We start from the raw sequence: 18,699 nt of genomic DNA, 5'->3' as shown, positions 1-18,699 counted from the left end.
TTATCACGCCATGGCGTGGCGGTGATTGGCCGAATAATGTCCAGTCAGATGATGCTCGAGTTGCCGCTCAATGTCGGTCAGCAGGCTCGACGCGCCGAAGCGGAACAGATCCGGCTCCAGCCACGGCCGGCCGAGCTCTTCCTTCATCAGCACCAGCCAGTCGAGTGAGACCTTGGCGGTGGAGATGCCGCCGGCCGGCTTGAAGCCGATGAGATAGCCGGTTTCCTCGAAATAGGCCCGGATGGCGCGCACCATGGCGAGGCCGACGGGCAGCGTCGCGTTGACGCTTTCCTTGCCGGTCGAGGTCTTGATGAAATCGGCGCCCGCCATCATCGCCACCATCGAAGCCAGCATGACATTGCGCAGCGTGGCGAGGTCGCCGGTACCGAGAATGACCTTCAGATGCGCGTCGCCGCAGGCCGCGCGCATCGACACGATCTCGTTGTAGAGTTCGCGCCACTTTGCGCTGAACACCAGGCCGCGCGGTATGACGACGTCGATCTCATCGGCGCCGTCGCGCACCGAAGCCTCGATCTCCTGCAGCCGGGTCGAGAGCGGCGCCAGGCCGTGCGGGAAAGCGGTGGAGACCGCGGCAACGTGAATGCCGGTGCCGCGCACGGCATCCACGGCGGTGGCGACAAAGGGGTGGTAGACGCAGACGGCAGCGGGACGGATGGTTTCGCCCGCAATGCCGAGACCCTCGACGATGTCGCGGCGCAGCGGATTGATCGCCTTGGCGCAGAGCCGGCGCACGCGCTCCTCGGTGTCGTTGGAGTTCAGCGTCGTCAGATCCATGCAGGCAATCGCCCGCAGCAGCCAGGCGGCCTGGTTGTCGGCCTTGATCGAGCGCCGCTTGGTCAGGCTGGCGACGCGCCGCTCCAAGGCCGAGCGGTTGACGCTGCGCACCGATTCCAGGAAGCCGAGATCGAGCTTCATGCCAGGGTTGCGGGCAATGCCATGTTCCAGCGGCACTGCCGTGTTCGCGGCGGCACGCGCAGGCAGCGGCGTGACCTTGCCGCCCAGATCGGCTTCGCGGATTGTGCTGCTCATCTCCTGCCCTTTCATTCAGCGACATGCGCTTATGTCTTGGTGCGTGTCGTTGTCCCAAACCGCTCGATACGTCTGGACGACACGCAAGAAGATAGCCCGCGAAGCCGCGCTTCACGAGTCCTCAAGCGAGGGATAGCCGAAAAAGGCTGCGAAAGCAGCTGATTTTTTGACCGGAAGGTCAAAACTCGATGATCGAGGGGCCAGCAGACCTCAGCCGACGAAGGCGCGTTCCACGACGAAGGTCGAGGGATGGCTGAGCGAGCCTTCCTGGAAGCCGTGGCTTTCGGCCAGCTCCTTGACGTCCTTCAGCATGTGCATCGAGCCGCAGATCATGATGCGGTCGGTCTCGGGATTGAGCTTGTCGATGCCGAGGTCGGAGTAGAACTTGCTCGAGCCGATCAGAGCGGTGATGCGGCCCATGCGCGCCGATTCCTCGCGCGTCGTGGAATTGTAGAGCGTGACGCGGCCGGTGGTCAGCTCGCCGATCAGCGGGTCGTTCTCGAGTGCGGCCACCAGCTCCTGACCGTAGATGAGCTCGGCATTGTCGCGGCAGGTGTGGGTCAGGATCAGCTGGTCGAATTTCTCGTAGGTGTCGGGGTCGCGCAGCAGGCTGGCGAAGGGCGCGATTCCGGTGCCGGTCGAGATCATGAACAGCCGCTTGGCCGGCGTCAGCGCGTCGACCACCAGCGTGCCGGTCGATTTCTGGCGCATGATGACGGTGTCGCCGACCTGGATATTCTGCAGTTCCGAGGTCAACGGGCCATCCGGCACCTTGATGGAAAAGAATTCCAGCTCTTCATCCCAGGCCGGGCTAGCCACCGAATAGGCGCGGAACACCGGCTTTTCGGCATTGGGCAGGCCGATCATCACGAACTCGCCGGAGCGGAAGCGCAGCGACTGCGGGCGGGTGATGCGGAACGAGAACAGCCGGTCGGTGTAGTGCTTCACCGAGACGACCGTTTCGGCATAGACATTGGCCGGTATCGGGAACTGCAGCGGGCGGGCGCCGGCGGTGTTGAACGCGGAGGTGGTGTTCATCAAAACCAACTTTCTGGCCCAGCCGGGAACGCGGGCGCCAAACCTTTTCCTGCGCGCCCGGACCGTTCAGGTCCCGGCGTGCTGCTCACACACTCCAAAGCGGTAAGCTCTTGTGTCCGGAATTTATTAGTATACAAACGATATTTGCGTCAAGATGGCGCCGTAAAACACCTTTCCAAACTGTGACATATCCGTAGTCCCAGCATTTCGGGTTTCGACAATGAAAGAGAATTTTTCGGTGCAACCGTCGGATTCCCTGGGCAGCGTCGTCGCCGGCATCGATGTTGGCGGAACGTTCACCGACCTGCTTCTGATCGACGGCAGGGACGGCGGCAAGGTCCATATCGCCAAGACGCCCACCACGGTCGACAATCAGGCCTTCGGCGTGGTTTCGGCGCTCGGCGCCACCGGCTTCCCGGTCGACGGCATCGACCTCATCGTTCATGGCACGACCACCACCACCAACGCGGTGCTGGAGCGCCGGCTGGCCAAGACCGGCATGATCACGACGCGCGGCTTTCGTGACGTCATCGAACTGGGCCGGCGCACGCGGCCTCAAGCCTATGGCATGACCGGCACATTTGTGCCGATCATCCCGCGCAATCTCAGGCTCGAAGTCTCCGAGCGCGTCGAAGCCTCGGGCGCCATACGCACCCCGCTCAACGAGGCCGGGATGCGCGAAGCGGTGAAGGCGCTGGTCGCCGCCGGCTGCGAATCCCTGGTCATCCATTTCCTGCATTCCTACGCCAACCCCGCCCATGAGCGGCGCGCCGCCGAGATCGCCGCCGAGCTCTGGCCGAACGGCTACATCACCACCGGCCATGCGCTGCTGTCGGAAGCACGCGAATTCGAGCGCGGCGTGACCGCTTCGGTCAACGCTTCGGTGCAGCCGATCCTCGAGCGCTATGTCGAGCGCCTGCGCAAGGAATTGGCCGACAAGGGCTATGCCCGCGACTTCCTGATCATGAACGGCAATGGCGGCATGATCTCGGCCCGCTTCGTCACACGTGAATCGGCCAAGACCGTCATGTCGGGCCCCGCCTCCGGCGTCATCGCCGCCGCCTATACCGGCAAGCGCGCCGGCTTCGAAAACCTTGTCACCTACGACATGGGCGGCACCTCGACCGATGTGGCGCTGATCCGCAACGCCGAGCCGGCGGTGTCGAACGAGATCGAGATCGAATATGCCATGCCCATCCACGTGCCGATGGTGGCCGTGCACACGGTCGGCGCCGGTGGCGGTTCGATCGCCCGAGTCGACGCGGCCGGGCTGATCCAGATCGGCCCGGAAAGCGCCGGCGCCAATCCCGGCCCGATCTGCTATGGGCGCGGCGGCCTGGAGCCTACCATCACCGACGCCAATCTGGTGCTCGGCCGGCTGGCGCCGAAGAAGCTGCTTGCCGTTGACAATCCGGTCACATCGGAGCGCGTTACGGATATCTTCGCCGAAAAGATCGGCAAGGCGACCGGCCTGTCCGGCGTCGAGGCGGCCGGGGCGGTGCTCAGGCTCGGCAACATGAAGATGGCGGGCGCCATCCGCATGGTCTCGGTGTCGCGCGGCCATGACCCGCGCGACTTCGCGCTGTTCGCCTTCGGCGGCGCCGGGCCGCTGCATGCGACAGCCCTGGCGCGCGAACTCGGCCTGCCCCGGGTATTGGTGCCGGCGCGGCCGGGCATCACCAACGCGCTCGGCTGCGTCGTCGCCGATCTGCGCCACGACTTCGTCAACACCATCAACCAGCCCGTCGCCATGCTCGATGAAGCCCAGCTCTATGCCGTGTTGAAAGGCCACCGAAACGAAGGCGAGGAACTGATCGGCAAGGAAGCGGTGAAGCCGGAAACGATCCGCGTCACCCATTCCGCCGACATGCAGTTCGTCGGCCAGACCCACATCATCAATGTGCCGCTGCCGTCTTCATCGGTGACCCGCGCGACGCTGCAAGCGCTGTTCGAAAAAGCCTATTTCGCCCGTTTCAAGGTCGAACTGCCGGAGATCCGCGCCAACCTCGTCAACCTCAACACCTCGGTCACCGGCGTGCGCCCGGCGATCGATCTGTCGCGGTTGATCGACCCGGCCGGGCGGGCAAAAACGCTCGACGAGTCGCGGCGCGAGATCAGGCCGGTCTGGTATGCAGGCCGCTGGCACGACACGTCGGTATATGCGCGCGAAAGACTGCCGCTCGACGCGGTAATAGAAGGTCCGGCGATCCTCGAACAGATGGACGCCACCACCGTGCTCGAGCCCGGCGACCGCGCCCGCTCGGACTTCGACGGCAACATCATCATCGACATCGGCGAGGCCTGACAATGCCGGCTTTAAAAGGGGCAAAGCTCGACGCGATCACGCTTTCGGTCCTCCAGGCAGCGTTGCAGCAGGTCTGCGACGAGATGGACCTGACCTTTTCCCGCGCCGCCTTCTCGCCTGTCATCGCCGAGGCCAACGACCGCTCCGACGGCATCTATTCCGCCGTCGACGGCTCGCTGATCGCGCAGGGCAGCCAGGGCCTGCCGGTCTTCGTCGGCGTCATGCAGTATTCGACCAGGACGGTAATCGAAATGATCGCCAATGGCCGCTGCCTGGCCCCGGAGCCGGACGACATCTACATCGTCAACGATCCCTATCTCGGCGGCACGCATCTGATGGATGTGCGCTTCGTCATGCCGGTCTACCGGGGCAAGAAAATCTTCTGCTGGCTGTCGAACACCGGCCATTGGCCTGATATTGGCGGTTCGGTGCCCGGCGGCTTCTCGGCTTCCGCCACCGCGGTCGAACAGGAAGGCCTGCGGCTGCCGCCGGTAAAACTGTTCAAGAAGGGCGTGCTCGATCCGGAGATCTACGCCATCATCTGCTCCAACATCCGTGTCGCCGACCAGCGCATCGGCGATATCAGGGCCCAGGCCGCCGCACTGCTGATCGGTCAGGACAGGCTCAACGGCATCCTCGATCGTTACGGTGACGAAACCGTCGTCGAAGCGATCGCCGAGTTGCGCCGCCGCGCCGCCGAGCAGATGCGCGCCAACATCGCGGCCATTCCCAACGGCACCTACCGCTCCCAGGCGTTTGTCGATTCCGACGGGGTGGTCAACGAGCCGCTGACCATCGCGCTCGCCGTCGAGAAAAAGGGCGACACGCTGACCTTCGATTTCGCTGGCTCGTCGAAGCCCTGCGCCGGACCGATGAACAGCGTGCTGGCGACGACCTTGTCCTCCGTCTATCTCGCCATGCGCCATATCTTCCCGGATGTGCCGATCAGCGCCGGCGCCTTCGAGCCGCTCATCGTCAAACGGCCTGAAGGCACCTTCCTCGACGCGAAGTATCCCCGCCCGGTTTCGGGCTGCGCGGCGGAAGTCTCGCAGCGCATCGCCGAGGCGGTGTTCGCCGCCATGGTGCAGGCGCTCCCGGACAAGGTGACGGCCGCTCCCGCCGGCTCCAGCGGCAATTTCGCGCTCGGCGGAAACGATCCGGCGCGCGGTCGCGACTATGTCATGTACCAGATTTCAGGCGGTGGTTATGGCGGCAATTCAGGCCATGACGGCCTGACCAATGGCTGCTCGACCATCGGCATCTCGAAATCACCGCCGGTCGAGATCATGGAGCAGGCCTTTCCCGTGCTCTATCGCCACTACGCCTTGCGCGAAGGTTCGGGCGGCGCCGGCAAGCATCGCGGCGGTTTCGGCCTCGCCTATGAGGTGGAGATCCTGCGCGGCGAAGCGCGAGCTTCCTTCGTCATGGACCATGGCCGCTTCGGCCCGCAGGGAGCGTTGGGCGGCAAGGATGGCGAGCCCAACAGCGTCACCGTGTTCCGCAATCACGAGGAACATGTGCCCCCGCATCTGTCGAAGGAACAGGACATCGCGCTGAAAGCGGGCGACCGCGTGCGCGTCGGCACGCCCGGCGGCGGCGGCTATGGCGATCCGCGTCAGCGCGATCCGGACGAGGTGCTGAAAGACGTCATGCTCGGCTACTACACGCTCCGGCAGGCGGCCGAGAAATTCGGCGTCGTGATTGCGCCGGACGGGCTGGCCGTCGACAGAGTGGCGACGGACAAAATGCGGGACAGCTGATCCACTGCAGGCAGACGCGAAGTTTGCGTCCCCGGGATCGACAAGGCATGTCGTTTCCGTCTCCGCCGGCAATGCAAAAGCTCGTATTTTCCATCGGCAAGCGATGGAGACAGTTTTGGCCGAGCGGCGATCCCCTTTCTACAGCAGCATCGTCGCGCTGGGGGCGACCATGGGCCGTGTCGGCGGCGATTTCATCTCGGCCAAATACTACTCCGGCATTGCCGATGAGCATCTGAACACCCGCGCCAATGTCGGCGTTCAGGATCTTAGCACCATGGGCAAGATGGACATCAGGGGTCCGGATGCCGAGGCGCTGGTCAACCATGTCATCGTCAACGATGCCGCGGCGATGAAGCCGGGCAATGTGCGCTACTCCACTGTCTGCCGCGAGGATGGCGGCATCATGGACGACCTCACCGTGTTCCGGTTGGGGCCGGAGCATTTCATGCTGGTGACCGGCTCGGTCAACCGACTGAAGATGCTGCCCTGGCTCCAACGTCACGCCGAAGGACGCAGGGCCTATGTCACCGACATCACCGCGGCGGTTGCTTTCCCGACTATCCAGGGTCCGCGCTCGCGCGAACTCCTGAAGGCGCTGGTTTCGGATGCCGATTTGGACGGGCTCAAGCGCTGGGCGTTCACCTCCGGGCGCGTAGGCGAGACCAAGGTGCTGATCTCGCGCACCGGCGTGACCGGTGAACTCGGCTTCGAACTGTTCGTACCGGCCGACGAGGCGGTCTCGGTCTGGGATGCTCTTATGAAGGCCGGCCGGGACTTTGGCCTCAAACCCTACGGCGTGCTGGCAATGTTCACACTCGGTTTGGAAAAGGCCTATCCGGCGCACGGCATCGACATGGATGAGACCCGCACGCCGTTCCATGTCGGCCTCGACCGCTGGATAAAATTCGACAAGGGCGATTTCATCGGCCGAGAAGCGCTGCTCAAGATCCGCGACAAGGGCCTCGACGAACGCTGGACCGGGCTGGTCATCGACGGCGACAAGCCCGCCGCGACGAACGCCCGAGTGCTGGCCGATGGCGACGACGCCGGAATGGTCACCTACAGCGACCATGGCTATTCGCTGGGCAAGGTGCTGGCGACCGCGCATCTGCGGTTGCCCTTCACTTCTGTCGGCACCGAACTCAGCATCGGCATCGACGGTGAACCGACCCGTGCGGTGGTGGCGCCGATGCCGTTCTTCGATCCGGAGGGGACAAGGCTGCGGGGTTAGAGCAATTCCAGGAAAAGTGTGAAACGGTTTTCCGTCCGGAATTGCGTCAAAACAAGCAGTTAGAGCAGTTCACCGTTTCTGTGAAACGGTGAACTGCTCTAACCCGGAAATCGTTTTCGGGTTCCATTCGGGTCCTGACATGGCCGTGGATTAAGCGTCACGGCAAATTACTAGTTGTGGCCACTGATCGGCGCTGCAGCGACTTGTCCCGGCCGAAGCCGGACTGCTTGACGCCGCCGAGCGGCACGGTGATGTCGGCGCCGCCTTGGCATCGAGATTGGCCGAATACTCGATGGAGAAGTGAGGCACCGCGTTCCATCCCTGAACTATTGCATTGCTGTAGTTAACGCGTTAATTACATGGGGTGCCGCCGAAGTCAAGTCTTGCATCGGGCATGGCCCGACGATACGGGATGACGGTGACGGGCTTCGCGGGGGGAGCACTGCTGGGCAAAGCTTGCCGCCGCTCGCGAGCCAGCTGGAGAGATTTCACTTGCTGCCGGAAAACACGCGTCGTTCCCTGCCGATGGCGCTGCTTCATGCTCGCGAAGCGGTGATGGCGCGGTTTCGCCCGATGCTGGCCGCGCATGACGTGACCGAACAGCAATGGCGCGTGCTGCGCGTGCTGAGCGAAGCCGGCCCGGTCGAGGCGACGGAGCTCGCCGACCGCGCCTCGGTGCTGCCGCCCAGCCTGACCCGCATCATCAAGGCGCTCGAGGGTCGAAAATTCATCACCCGCAACAAGGCGGAAGGCGATGGCCGCCGCGTCATCCTGACCATCGCCCCGGCCGGCGCCGCCCTGATCGACGCCCTGTCGCCCGAGCGCCGCGTCATCTACGACGACATCGAACGGCGGTTCGGGCACGAGCGGCTGGAACAGCTTCTGGACCTGCTGGAAAGCCTGATCGACGGCGAGAACTGAACATTCGGGCGGCGCTCGCATTGATGCCTCCTGGCGCCTCGGAAAATGGCGAAAACTTCCGTCGCTTCGTTATCCTAGGACGGAGCAAGGAGCGCAGCGACGCGGCGCAGACCCCAGGATCCATGCCGCGACTTCCAAACGCCGCCACCGTGCAGAATTCTGCGCCGTTGTACCCTCGACCAAGGTCGCGGCATGGATCCCAGGGTCTCCGCGACGCCGCTTCGCGGCTGCTCCGCCCAGGGATGATGAAGTTGGGAGGGCTTCGGCCAATGGTGCATCCGCCTCGACAGCGGTTGTTCACCCCCAAAACTCCCCAGCCGCGTCGGCTGTGTGTAGTTGCGGTCGACATAGAGCAGCGCCGAGCCGCCGCTGCCGTGCCGCACGTCGATGACGCGGCCGATCATGACGTTGTGCGTGCCGACGACATGCACATCCTCGATCTCGCAGTCGTCCGACAGTGCCGGTGTGCCCGACGTCAGCGTCTGCCAGCGTGCCGCCGAATAGCGCGCCTCCATGTCCCTGGTCGCGCCGGCGAACTTTCCCGCCAGATGCATGTGGTCATGGGTCAGCACGTTGACGCAGAAGCGCCGGTTGGCAAGGAACATGGCCGCCTGCGTCGAACGCCCGTTCATGCAGACCAGGAGCGTCGGCGGTTCGTCGGAAACGCTGCACATGGCGGTGGCGGTGAAGCCGCCGCGTCCGGCCGGCCCGTCGGTGGTGACGATGTTGACCGGCGCGCAGACCCTTGCCATGGCGTCGCGGAAATCGGCCTTCGAAATCTGCGTGGCCATTGGAGTTCATCCAGCCGTCGAAGCCAGGGGCGGGAGCCAGGTGTCGGCAGTCCAGCCATTCTCGTCATAGTCGGCCATGCAGGTATCGACGAGTTCCTCCATCGCCTTCAGCCGGCCGCCGCGTTCGGCGCCCTTCAGCACCTGCAGCCGCACCTCTTCCGGCGCGCCGGCGTAGTTGAGTTCGTAGAGCGCGTGCCGGCCGCCAAACTCGGTCCCTGTTGCGTCCCACAACAGCTTCATGATCTTGATGCGCTCGACATGGCCCATATCGTTGGAGCCCCGCACATATTGCGCGAGGTATCTGTCAATCTCTGGGTTGTTGAAATCGCGCACCGACGACGGCAGGTAGATCAGGCCGGAGGCGATCACCCGGCGCACCGTGTCGATGATGCGCGGATAGGCTTCCGACATGAAGGTACGGTAGGCCAATGCTGCTTCCAGATTGGGCAGCACGGCGCCGTTCGCGCACGGGATCGGGTTATAGGCCATGGCATTGGAAAAGCTCCAGAACATGTGCCTGAGAGCAATCACCTCGCCAAGTGCCGCCTGGTTGCCGCGGAAGGCATCGCCGCCGGTGGCGCGCAGCGCCTTGGCCAGCAGGCCGGCAAGGAAGTCGAGCTTGACGGCGAAGCGCGTGCAGCCCTGGAAGCAATAGCCATGCATGAAGCCGGATGCCGGATGGAACGACAGGATCTTCTGCGCGTCGCGCAGCACCAGCACGTCCTCCCAGGGGATGAAGACATTGTCGAGCACCAGGATCGCGTCGTTCTCGTCGAAGCGTGACGACAGCGGATAGTCGAAGGGCGCCGCCACCGTATTGGCCGTCTGCTCGTAGGAGACGCGGCAGAACATCTTTATCCCAGGCGCGTTCATCGGCACGATGAACATCACCGACAGCGACGGATCCTCGGTGACTGTCGCCGAACTCTGCGCCAGGAAATTGTAATGGGTCAGGGCCGAGGACGTCGCCACCACCTTGGCACCGGAAACGAGAATGCCGGCATCCGTCTCCTTGGTGATGTGGACGAAGACGTCCTTCACCTGTTCGGCCGGCTTGTGGCGGTCGATGGGAGGATTGACGATGGCATGGTTCATGAACGGCACGGCTTCCTGCGCGCGCTTGTGCCAGGACAGCGCATTGTCCTTGAACGGCCCGTACCAGTCGGCATTGGCGCCGAGCGTGTTCATCAGCGCCGCCTTGTAATCGGGAGTGCGGCCCATCCAGCCATAGGACATGCGCGACCATTCGGCGATCGCCGTCTGCTGGGCGGCGAGTTCGCCGGAAGATTTGGCAACGCGGAAATATCTGTGGGTGTAGCCGCCCGACCCGGTATCGGTGACCGAGGTCAGCGTGTCGCGCCGCTTGGCGTCATGCAGCGCATCGTAGAGCCGCGCCAGCGACCGCGCCGAATTGCGCATCGCCGGATGCGCGGTGACGTCGCCGATGCGTTCGCCATTGATGTAGACCTCGCGGCCGTCGCGCAGGCTTTCCAGATATTCCGCCCCGGTAAACGGGCGCGCCCTGTCCGCACGAAAATCTTCTGACCGCATGATGCTCCTCCACTCGATATTGCAACCCTAGCGCCTTGGGCGTCGATCGGTTATGGACGGAACGGCAAAACCGATTGGACTTTTTCCGGCGTCATGAGCCAGAATTCCATTCCCGATTTCTTCGTCTATGGCGAGCCGGCGCGGCCGCTCGACGTCGGTTTCCTGCATGTCGAGACGGTACCTGCCCGCGGCAGCATTCATCTTGGCCAGGTCGCGGCGCACAAGCATCCGCAGATGGGTCAGATCACCTACTGGACCAGTGGCTCCGGCACCTATCGCATCGAGGACCGCTCCTGGGACTTTTCGGCGCCAGCCGTCAGCTTCGTGCCGAGCAATGTCGTGCATGGCTTCTCGATCGGGCCTGGCACCGACGCCATCGTCGTCTCGGTCGCCGACGATGCGCTCGCCGCCCTTGCCGCTCAAAGCCTGCTGCCGCTGGACCGGCCGGTCTTTACCGACAGTCTGCCGCAACATGCCGCATGGCAAAGACTGGCGGCGGTGCTGGAGATGATCGCGGCCGAATACGCCGAAGCGCAGGCCGGCAATGACAAGACTTTGCCGGCGCTGATCGCGGTCGCGCTCTCCCATATCGCGCGCCGCGCGCCGGCGATAATTGCCGCTCCACCGTCCTCCGATGCATCACTGGCCTTTGGCCTGCGGCGGCTTGTCGATGCGCATTTCCGCGACAACTGGTCGGTCGACCGCTACGTCGTGAGCCTCGCCACGACACCGCATCTCCTCGACAAGGCCAGCCGTGCGGTGCTGGGTGCCGGCGTCAAGCGCACCGTCAGCGAGCGGCGGCTGCTGGAGGCCAAGCGGCTGCTGCTGTTCACCGTGCGTACGGTCGAGGACATCGCCTACGAGATCGGCTTCGACGATCCGGCCTATTTCTCGCGCTTCTTTCGCGAACGGGTAGGCGAGGCGCCCGCCGCCTGGCGCCGGCGACAGTTGGAAGCGCATTGAGTCCGCGCTGGCTGGCGGATACGGGCGCGGGCCCCGCATCCTGTTTCCGGCTAGCGTGCGGCGAGAAGCCAAACCCGTGCGCCGCATTTTTTCCGCACGATCAGCACCGGTTCCGCCGTCGAGGCCTCCGCCCATGCCTCGGCGAAAGTGATGGCCGGCGTGCGGTGTAGCGGCCGCGACCAGCCGCCAATGAGTGACGAGGGGGAGGCGCAGCTTCACGAGATCGGGATGAGCTCCGAAACGATGTGGTCGGTTGCCCGGCTGCTTGCGGCAAGTCCCTCTTTCACGCCCTTGCGGTCGGCTTCCGGGCGATTTTGGCTCATCTTGCGTTTTCCCTGCAGGGAAACGATCGGCATGCGGATGCCGACAATGCCGCGCAGTTGGGCATTGATATAGGCTTCCGGTGCGTCGGTCGGCGCCCAGGATGCCCGGCGGCCGCTTTCATGAAGCGCGGTGAGCCGGGTTACGACATCGCGCAGCCGCTCGGTATCGCTGAAGAACTCGACGGGTCCGCTGGCTTGGACAGCCGTGTAGTTCCAGGTGGGCACGACCTTTCCATGTTCAGCTTTGGATGCATACCAGGATGGCGTCACATAAGCGTCCGGACCCATGAAAACGGCCAATCCAAGACCGATGACGGCAGCTTGCCACTGGGGGTTCGCCCGCGCCAGATGCGCATAGAGAACGCCTTTTTCTCCCTCGCTCTCGTCAAGAAACATCGGCAGCGGAGTGGCCATGGGACCGTCGGATGTCGCCGTGATGAAACTTGCCAGGCGACATTGCCGCATCATGTCGTAAATCTCGGCCGCGTCGGCCACTGTGAAGGCGGTTGGGGTGTACATTTACGCTCCTTGATTTGAACGCATCATTCCACTCAACTGGTCCAAAATATGCAGCCAGTTCGGGAGAGTTTCATTGGGCCACTTTCAACAGCGACCGCGTGGAACGGGCGTCACCCGCCGCATCTATCTCTCCCTGCGCGAGCAGATCCAATCCGGCATCTACAAGGCCGGAGCGAAGCTTCCGTCCAGCCGCTCGCTGGCCGAGGAGCTTGGCGTGTCGAGGACGACGGTAACCGCGGCTTTCGATCAGCTCATTTCAGAAGGCTATGTCCAGGTCCGGCAGGGGTCGAAAGCCACCGTGGCCTCCACCGGAGGCCCCTCCCGCGTCAGTCGACTCCAGCTGGAGCCGAAGGCAACCCCTAAGCTTTCCGACTACGCAAGACGTGTCATGGCGTTGCCTTCGCACACCAGTGCCGGGCTGGCGCCACTGAAACACGACTTCCGCTATGGCGATATCGCATCGGCGGATTTTCCAAAACTCCTCTGGCGGAGAGCCTTGAACGCAGCCTTTCTGACCTATCGCGAACGCCTGGCTTATGAGCATCCCGCGGGCAATCCACGACTCCGCCAAGCCTTGGAAGGCTACCTCTGGCGAGCGCGCGGCATAAGGTGCGAGGCGGCGCGGATCATCATCGTCAGCGGGTCCCAGCAGGCTCTGGACCTGTGTGCGAGAGTGCTCGTCAATCCGGGAGACAGCGTCGTCGTCGAGGACCCATGCTACGCGATGGCTCGAAACGTCATGCTCGCCATAGGCGCCAAACCTGTCGAGCTTGCCTGCGACAATGACGGGATGGATACCACGCGGCTTCCAGATCCAGCCCGGATCGCGCTTGCCTACGTGACCCCAAGCCATCAGTTCCCGCTGGGAGGTGTTCTGTCGGTCGGCCGCCGCCAGACCTTGATCGAATGGGCCAATCTGGGAAACGCCTACGTCATCGAGGACGACTATGATGGCGAGTACCGCTATGACGTCAGCCCGATCCCGCCTCTGTATCTGTCAGGTCAGGACAAGGTCGTCTATGTCGGCACGGTGTCCAAGACGCTGTCTCCGACACTCCGGCTGGGATACATGGTTGTTCCCGGCCCGCTGGTCGAACCCCTCACACTGTGCAAGCAAATTGCCGACCGCCACAGTTCGGGTTTCGAGCAGGACGCTCTCGCGACCATGATCGAGACAGGCACGTATGAGCGCCATGTGCGCAGGATGAGGAGACGCAATGCCGAAAGGCGAACCGCTTTTCTGAACGCGATGCGGGAAACATTCGGCAGCGAGATCGAAATCGTCGGAACATCGGCGGGCCTTCACGTCGTGGTCTGGTTCAACAGCCTGCGGTCCGATGAGGAGGAGCGCTTCGCTGAGGCGGCCCGGAAAAATGATGTCGGAATTTATCCGGTCTCCCGGCTGTTCGCGGCCAAGGGCGACCCGCGCGCCGGCTTCATTTTTGGATACGCCTCGATGGCCGTCGAGGCGATCGACAAGGGCGTGGCCAAACTGTTCGAGGTTTTCCAGTCGAAGACGTTCCACGCATGAGGAAAGGCTTGCGGCCGCTCGAAAAATGAAATCCGCAACGGCCCCTTGCCGTTCATCCCCATTTTCCTCATGTTCAGAGTGCTTGCAGATGATCGATCGTTTGGGGGGCGGCCGGATTCATCGTAATGGGAGGAAGTCGACTATGAAGGCATGCTATTTCGTTTCCGCCGCGCTTCTTGCCGCGGCCTCAATTCCCGCCTCGGCCGCCGAAATTTCCGATGGCAAGGTCAAGATCGGCATTCTCAACGACCAGTCCGGCGTCTATGCCGATTTCGGCGGCAAATGGTCGGTCGAAGCGGCCAAGATGGCGGTCGAGGATTTCGGCGGCAAGGTCCAGGGAGCGCCGATCGAGATCATCAGCGCCGACCATCAGAACAAGCCGGATATCGCCTCCAACATCGCACGGCAGTGGTACGACACCGAACAGGTCGACGCCATCATGGAACTGACCACCTCTTCGGTCGCGCTCGCCGTCCAGGGGATTTCCAAGGAAAAGAAGAAGATCGACATCGTTACCGGTGCGGCGACCACGGATCTCACCGGCAAGCAGTGCTCGCCCTACGGTTTCCACTGGGCCTATGACACCCACTCGCAGGCGGTGGGAACCGGCGGCTCGCTGGTGCAGCAGGGCGGCGACAGCTGGTTCTTCCTCACCGTCGACTATGCGTTCGGCTATTCGCTGAAGGAGCAGACCGCCAAGTTCGTCGAGAGCCACGGCGGCAAGGTGCTGGGCGAGGTGCGTTATCCCCTCGGCTCGACCGACTATTCATCCTTCCTGCTGCAGGCGCAATCGTCCGGCGCCAAGGTCATCGGGCTGGCCAATGCCGGCCTGGACACCTCCAATTCCATCAAGCAGGCGGCCGAATTCGGTATCGTCCAGGGCGGCCAGCGTCTTGCAGCCCTTTTGTTCACGCTGGCCGAGGTGCATGGGCTGGGCCTGCAGGCGGCGCAAGGCGTCGTGCTGACCGAGGGCTTCTATTGGGATCGCGACGACAAGAGCCGCGAATTCGGCCAGCGCTTTTTCAAGCGCACCAACCGCATGCCGAACATGATCCAGGCCGCGACCTATTCGGCGGTGACGCAGTACCTGAAGGCGATCGACAAGGCCGGCACCGACGAGACCGAGGCCGTCGCCAAGCAATTGCATTCGATGCCGGTGAACGACGTCTTTACCGCCAACGGCAAGGTCCAGTCCGACGGCAACATGGTGCACGACATGTATCTCTACCAGGTCAAGTCGCCCAGCGAGAGCACCAAGGATTGGGACTATTACAAATATCTCGCCACCATTCCCGGCAATGAGGCCTTCCTGAGCGAGAAGGAAAGCGGCTGCCCGACGGCGGCCCAGTGACCGGCGCGGCCACGGTGCCGCCCGATCTGACCACGGATGAGCCGCGGGTGGTGTTGTCCGCCCGCGGGCTGCGACGCGACTTCGCCGGCTTCGTCGCCGTCAGGAATGTCGACCTCGATGTCCGCCACCGCAACATCCATGCCTTGATCGGACCCAACGGAGCCGGCAAGACGACCGTTTTCAACCTGCTCACCAAGTTCCTGGCGCCGACCAGCGGCAGGATCGAACTGCTCGGTCACGACATCACCCGCACGCCGCCGGCGAAAGTCGCGCGCATGGGGCTGGTGCGCTCGTTCCAGATATCGGCGATCTTCCCGCACCTCAGCGTGCTCGACAATGTGCGTGTCGCGCTGCAGCGGCCGGCCGGGCTCGGCGTGCAGTTCTGGCGCTCGCTGGCGGCGCTCGACCGGTTGACGCCACGCGCGGTCGAATTGCTGCGCTCGGTCGGTCTCGACGATGCCAGGAACAGGCTGGCCGGTGATCTTTCCTATGGCAGGAAACGCGTGCTCGAAATCGCCACCACCCTGGCGCTCGACCCGAAAGTGCTGCTTCTGGACGAGCCGATGGCCGGCATGGGGCATGAGGACGTGGCCACGGTTTCCGCCATCATCCGTTCGGTGGCGAGCGAGCGTGCCATCCTGATGGTCGAGCACAATCTGACTGTCGTGGCCGATCTCTGTGACTGGATAACGGTCATGCAGCGCGGCGAGGTGCTGGCGGCCGGCGACTACGTCACAGTCAGCCGCGACGAACGCGTGCGGGTCGCCTATATGGGGACGGCCGATGACTAGCGCCGCGCCCCTGCTCGCGGTCCGCGGCCTCAACGCCTGGTATGGCGAGAGCCACGCGCTTCACGGCGTTGATCTCGAGGTGTTTCGCGGCGAGACGGTCACATTGCTGGGCCGCAACGGCGTCGGCAAGACCACGACCCTGCGCGCTATCATGGGGCTGATCCGCCGGCGGACTGGCCAGGTCGTGTTCGATGGCGCGGACCTGATGCGGCTGCCGCTGCACCGCACCGCCCATCAAGGCATCGGCTTCGTGCCGGAGGAGCGCGGCATCTTCGCGACACTGACCGTGGACGAGAATCTGGTTCTGCCGCCGGTCGTCGCCGAGGGCGGCATGAGCGTCGAGGAGATATTCGATCTCTTTCCCAATCTGAAGGAACGGCGCAACACGTCCGGCACCAGGCTGTCGGGTGGCGAACAGCAGATGCTGGCGATAGCGCGCATGCTGCGGACCGGCGTCAAGATGCTGCTTCTCGACGAGCCGACCGAAGGCCTGGCTCCGGTGATCGTGCAGCGCATCGGCGAGCTGCTGGTGACGATGAAGAGCCGGGGCATGACGATCCTGCTGGTCGAGCAGAATTTCCGCTTCGCCAGTCGCGTCGCCGACCGTTTCTACCTGATGGAGCACGGCAAGGTCGTGGCCGGGTTTCCGGTCGGCGAACTGGCCGGCCGCATGACGCTGCTCCACGAAATTCTGGGTGTATGATAGCGCCATGACGATGATCTTCGGCATCCCCGTCCAGGCATTCCTCGGCCAGTTGCTGGTCGGACTGATCAACGGCTCGTTCTACGCCATGCTGAGCCTGGGTCTGGCCGTCATTTTCGGCCTGCTGCGCGTCATCAATTTCGCCCATGGCGCCCAGTACATGCTCGGCGCCTTCATCGGCTATCTGCTGCTCACGCGTCTCGGCATCGGCTATTGGCCCGCGCTCGTCCTTGCGCCGTTGACCGTCGGCCTGTTCGGCATCGTGGTCGAGCGCCTGGCGCTGTCGCGGCTTTACGATACCGATCCACTCTACGGCCTGCTCTTCACCTTCGGCCTCGCGCTCGTGATCGAGGGCATATTCCGCTACTATTACGGCGTGTCGGGAAATCCCTACGCCGTGCCGCCGCTGCTTTCGGGTGGCACCAATCTCGGCTTCATGTTCCTGCCCAACTATCGCGGCTGGGTCGTGGTCGCCTCGCTGATCGTCTGCTTCGGAACCTGGGCGCTGATCGAGAAGACCAGGCTCGGCTCCTATCTGCGCGCCGCGACCGAAAATCCGCGTCTCGTCCAGGCCTTCGGCGTCAATGTGCCGCTGCTGCTGACGCTTACCTACGGCCTGGGCTCGGCCCTGGCCGGGCTGGCCGGGATTCTGGCCGCGCCGATCTATCAGGTCAGCCCGCTGATGGGGTCGGATCTCATCATCGTCGTCTTCGCTGTCGTCGTGGTCGGCGGCATGGGGTCGATCCTCGGCGCGATCGTCACCGGCTACATGCTCGGCCTCGCCGAAGGCCTGACCAAGGTCTTCTACCCCGAAGCCTCCAACCTGGTGGTCTTCATCATCATGGCCATCGTGCTCCTGGTGCGGCCGGCCGGCCTGTTTGGAAGGGACGCCTGACATGGCGGAAGGGACGTCTGACATGGCCGACCTGACGCTTCGCGAAACGGCCGCCAGAACCCCGGCATGGCTTGAATGGACGCTGGTCGGGCTCGGCATCCTGGCGCTGCTGGCGGCACCCTTCTTCGTCTACCCGATCTTCCTGATGAAGATGCTGTGTTTCGCGCTGTTCGCCTGCGCGTTCAACCTCCTGCTCGGCTATACCGGGCTCCTGTCCTTCGGCCACGCCACCTTCTTCGGCGGCGCCGCCTACTTCACCGCGCATGCGGTCAAGGTGTGGGGCTGGCCGCCGGAAGCGGGTATCCTGCTCGGCATGGCGGGCGCGGCCCTGCTCGGCCTCGTCATGGGTTTTTTCGCCATTCGCCGGCAAGGCATTTATTTCGCCATGATCACGCTGGCCCTGTCGCAGATGTTCTTCTTCTTCTGCGTCCAGGCGCCCTTCACCCAGGGCGAGGACGGCATTCAGGGCGTGCCGCGCGGCACGCTGCTTGGTTTCCTCGACCTGAACGTTCCGTTGAACATCTACTATTTCGTGCTGGCGATGTTCCTGATCGGCGTCTTCGCCATCTGGCGCATCGTCAATTCGCCCTTCGGCATGATCCTGCGCTCGATCCGCGAAAACGAGAACCGCGCCATTTCGCTGGGCTATTCGGTCGCCAACTACAAGCTCGCCGCCTTCGTCATGTCGGCGGCGCTGGCCGGGCTGGCCGGCGCGGTCAAGGCCATCGTTTTCCAGTTCGCCACGCTCACCGACGTCACCTGGCAAATGTCGGGCGAAGTGATCCTGATGACGCTCCTCGGCGGCATCGGCACGATGGTCGGCCCGATCATCGGCGCCAGCCTCGTCGTCGGCCTGGAAAACACGCTGGCCACCTCCGGCTTCCCGGTCACCATCGCCACCGGGCTGATCTTCATGGTCTGCGTGTTGGTGTTTCGGCGCGGAATAGTCGGGGAGGTTTATGCGCGGGTGATGGGG

15 protein-coding genes and 1 pseudogene are annotated in these 18,699 nt (G+C 63.7%); 11 read left to right on the top strand and 5 right to left on the bottom strand.

The window, feature by feature from the left end:
• Window positions 1-3 precede the first annotated feature (3 nt).
• Window positions 4-1,050, bottom strand: a complete 1,047-nt coding sequence (gene deoC, locus FJ548_RS07400) for a deoxyribose-phosphate aldolase (protein ID WP_140692042.1) — start codon at window positions 1,048-1,050, stop codon at window positions 4-6.
• A gap of 210 nt (window positions 1,051-1,260) precedes the next feature.
• Entirely contained in the window at window positions 1,261-2,088 is an 828-nt protein-coding gene (locus FJ548_RS07395) for a ferredoxin--NADP reductase (RefSeq protein WP_140692044.1), read from the bottom strand.
• Window positions 2,089-2,308: 220 nt separating this feature from the next.
• Between FJ548_RS07395 and FJ548_RS07390 the strand changes: the two genes are divergently transcribed.
• The 4 genes from FJ548_RS07390 to hpaR all read left to right on the top strand — a co-directional run bounded on the left by FJ548_RS07390 (window position 2,309) and on the right by hpaR (window position 8,305).
• Window positions 2,309-4,393 carry a hydantoinase/oxoprolinase family protein gene (locus FJ548_RS07390; protein WP_140692046.1) on the top strand — a complete coding sequence of 695 codons (2,085 nt, stop codon included), beginning with the start codon at window positions 2,309-2,311 and terminating at the stop codon, window positions 4,391-4,393.
• A gap of 2 nt (window positions 4,394-4,395) precedes the next feature.
• Window positions 4,396-6,153 (top strand): hydantoinase B/oxoprolinase family protein, encoded by a 1,758-nt coding sequence (locus tag FJ548_RS07385; protein WP_140777532.1) that lies wholly within the window; start codon window positions 4,396-4,398, stop codon window positions 6,151-6,153.
• Window positions 6,154-6,268: 115 nt separating this feature from the next.
• The gene (locus tag FJ548_RS07380; protein ID WP_246678579.1) at window positions 6,269-7,384 is read left to right on the top strand and encodes an aminomethyltransferase family protein; all 1,116 of its coding nucleotides are present in this window, start codon (window positions 6,269-6,271) and stop codon (window positions 7,382-7,384) included.
• A gap of 525 nt (window positions 7,385-7,909) precedes the next feature.
• Window positions 7,910-8,305, top strand: a complete 396-nt coding sequence (gene hpaR, locus FJ548_RS07375) for a homoprotocatechuate degradation operon regulator HpaR (RefSeq protein WP_246678586.1) — start codon at window positions 7,910-7,912, stop codon at window positions 8,303-8,305.
• Between the two features lie 299 nt (window positions 8,306-8,604).
• Here the strand turns inward: hpaR and FJ548_RS07370 are convergent.
• Window positions 8,605-9,096 (bottom strand): annotated as a pseudogene (locus FJ548_RS07370) (flavin reductase); the annotation flags it as partial.
• 6 nt (window positions 9,097-9,102) lie between these two features.
• Window positions 9,103-10,647, bottom strand: coding sequence for a 4-hydroxyphenylacetate 3-hydroxylase N-terminal domain-containing protein (locus FJ548_RS07365; protein ID WP_140777529.1), 1,545 nt, complete (start codon window positions 10,645-10,647; stop codon window positions 9,103-9,105).
• A 93-nt stretch (window positions 10,648-10,740) separates the two neighbouring features.
• On the opposite strand from FJ548_RS07365, the gene FJ548_RS07360 reads away from it, so the two are divergent.
• A complete protein-coding gene (locus tag FJ548_RS07360) occupies window positions 10,741-11,610 on the top strand; it encodes a helix-turn-helix domain-containing protein (protein ID WP_140692055.1) in 870 nt (289 codons plus the stop codon).
• 215 nt (window positions 11,611-11,825) lie between these two features.
• Here FJ548_RS07360 and FJ548_RS07355 read toward each other — a convergent pair whose 3' ends face one another.
• On the bottom strand, window positions 11,826-12,452 hold the full coding sequence (locus tag FJ548_RS07355) for an FMN-binding negative transcriptional regulator (RefSeq protein ID WP_140777528.1): 627 nt from the start codon (window positions 12,450-12,452) through the stop codon (window positions 11,826-11,828).
• Window positions 12,453-12,525: 73 nt separating this feature from the next.
• Here FJ548_RS07355 and FJ548_RS07350 point away from each other — a divergent pair, with 73 nt between their 5' ends.
• The 6 genes from FJ548_RS07350 to FJ548_RS07325 all read left to right on the top strand — a co-directional run.
• A complete protein-coding gene (locus FJ548_RS07350; protein ID WP_140777527.1) occupies window positions 12,526-13,983 on the top strand; it encodes a PLP-dependent aminotransferase family protein in 1,458 nt (485 codons plus the stop codon).
• A 142-nt stretch (window positions 13,984-14,125) separates the two neighbouring features.
• Window positions 14,126-15,334, top strand: a complete 1,209-nt coding sequence (locus tag FJ548_RS07345; RefSeq protein ID WP_140777526.1) for an ABC transporter substrate-binding protein — start codon at window positions 14,126-14,128, stop codon at window positions 15,332-15,334.
• The gene (locus FJ548_RS07340) at window positions 15,331-16,125 is read left to right on the top strand and encodes an ABC transporter ATP-binding protein (RefSeq protein ID WP_181168733.1); all 795 of its coding nucleotides are present in this window, start codon (window positions 15,331-15,333) and stop codon (window positions 16,123-16,125) included. Before FJ548_RS07345 ends, FJ548_RS07340 begins: the two co-directional genes overlap by 4 nt.
• Window positions 16,118-16,828, top strand: coding sequence for an ABC transporter ATP-binding protein (locus tag FJ548_RS07335; RefSeq protein WP_140777525.1), 711 nt, complete (start codon window positions 16,118-16,120; stop codon window positions 16,826-16,828). The genes FJ548_RS07340 and FJ548_RS07335 overlap by 8 nt, the downstream gene beginning before the upstream one ends.
• Window positions 16,829-16,835: 7 nt before the next feature.
• The gene (locus FJ548_RS07330) at window positions 16,836-17,723 is read left to right on the top strand and encodes a branched-chain amino acid ABC transporter permease (RefSeq protein WP_140777524.1); all 888 of its coding nucleotides are present in this window, start codon (window positions 16,836-16,838) and stop codon (window positions 17,721-17,723) included.
• A gap of 22 nt (window positions 17,724-17,745) precedes the next feature.
• A partial coding sequence (locus tag FJ548_RS07325; protein ID WP_140777523.1) for a branched-chain amino acid ABC transporter permease occupies window positions 17,746-18,699 on the top strand: 954 nt, incomplete at its 3' end.

The sequence above is a fragment of the Mesorhizobium sp. B2-4-17 genome (genome assembly GCF_006441275.1).
Lineage (GTDB): Bacteria > Pseudomonadota > Alphaproteobacteria > Rhizobiales > Rhizobiaceae > Mesorhizobium.
This window is presented reverse-complemented; position numbering and strand designations above follow the sequence as displayed.

Excerpts from the sequence above, each read along its gene's own strand:
- deoC (WP_140692042.1), bottom strand. The coding sequence starts at position 1,050 with ATGAGCAGCACAATCCGCGAAGCCGATCTGGGCGGCAAGGTCACGCCG.
- FJ548_RS07395 (WP_140692044.1), bottom strand. The coding sequence starts at position 2,088 with ATGAACACCACCTCCGCGTTCAACACCGCCGGCGCCCGCCCGCTGCAG.
- FJ548_RS07390 (WP_140692046.1), top strand. The coding sequence starts at position 2,309 with ATGAAAGAGAATTTTTCGGTGCAACCGTCGGATTCCCTGGGCAGCGTC.
- FJ548_RS07385 (WP_140777532.1), top strand. The coding sequence starts at position 4,396 with ATGCCGGCTTTAAAAGGGGCAAAGCTCGACGCGATCACGCTTTCGGTC.
- hpaR (WP_246678586.1), top strand. The coding sequence starts at position 7,910 with ATGGCGCTGCTTCATGCTCGCGAAGCGGTGATGGCGCGGTTTCGCCCG.
- FJ548_RS07365 (WP_140777529.1), bottom strand. The coding sequence starts at position 10,647 with ATGCGGTCAGAAGATTTTCGTGCGGACAGGGCGCGCCCGTTTACCGGG.
- FJ548_RS07360 (WP_140692055.1), top strand. The coding sequence starts at position 10,741 with ATGAGCCAGAATTCCATTCCCGATTTCTTCGTCTATGGCGAGCCGGCG.
- FJ548_RS07355 (WP_140777528.1), bottom strand. The coding sequence starts at position 12,452 with ATGTACACCCCAACCGCCTTCACAGTGGCCGACGCGGCCGAGATTTAC.
- FJ548_RS07345 (WP_140777526.1), top strand. The coding sequence starts at position 14,126 with ATGAAGGCATGCTATTTCGTTTCCGCCGCGCTTCTTGCCGCGGCCTCA.
- FJ548_RS07335 (WP_140777525.1), top strand. The coding sequence starts at position 16,118 with ATGACTAGCGCCGCGCCCCTGCTCGCGGTCCGCGGCCTCAACGCCTGG.
- FJ548_RS07330 (WP_140777524.1), top strand. The coding sequence starts at position 16,836 with ATGACGATGATCTTCGGCATCCCCGTCCAGGCATTCCTCGGCCAGTTG.